At 50.3% G+C, this 573-nt stretch carries 1 tRNA gene and 1 rRNA gene; both read left to right on the top strand.

Features of this window, described 5'->3' with window-relative positions:
• Positions 1-298 (top strand): 16S ribosomal RNA (locus P2W82_RS24690); the annotation flags it as partial.
• An 85-nt stretch (positions 299-383) separates the two neighbouring features.
• Positions 384-459 (top strand) — tRNA-Glu (locus tag P2W82_RS24685).
• The last annotated feature ends 114 nt before the right edge of the window (positions 460-573 follow it).

The following is a 573-nucleotide window of genomic DNA, read 5'->3' as shown; positions in this document are numbered from 1 at the left end:
CATACAAAGAGAAGCGACCTCGCGAGAGCAAGCGGACCTCATAAAGTGCGTCGTAGTCCGGATTGGAGTCTGCAACTCGACTCCATGAAGTCGGAATCGCTAGTAATCGTGGATCAGAATGCCACGGTGAATACGTTCCCGGGCCTTGTACACACCGCCCGTCACACCATGGGAGTGGGTTGCAAAAGAAGTAGGTAGCTTAACCTTCGGGAGGGCGCTTACCACTTTGTGATTCATGACTGGGGTGAAGTCGTAACAAGGTAACCGTAGGGGAACCTGCGGTTGGATCACCTCCTTACCTTAAAGAAGCGTACTTTGCAGTGCTCACACAGATTGTCTGATAGAAAGTGAAAAGCAAGGCGTCTTGCGAAGCAGACTGATACGTCCCCTTCGTCTAGAGGCCCAGGACACCGCCCTTTCACGGCGGTAACAGGGGTTCGAATCCCCTAGGGGACGCCACTTGCTGGTTTGTGAGTGAAAGTCGCCGACCTTAATATCTCAAAACTCATCTTCGGGTGATGTTTGAGATATTTGCTCTTTAAAAATCTGGATCAAGCTGAAAATTGAAACACT

Origin of the sequence: Pollutibacter soli (assembly GCA_029269725.1) — a bacterium.
GTDB lineage: Bacteria > Bacteroidota > Bacteroidia > Chitinophagales > Chitinophagaceae > Pollutibacter > Pollutibacter soli.
Note: the sequence above shows the minus strand (reverse complement) of the source record. Positions and strands in the feature narration are given on the sequence as shown.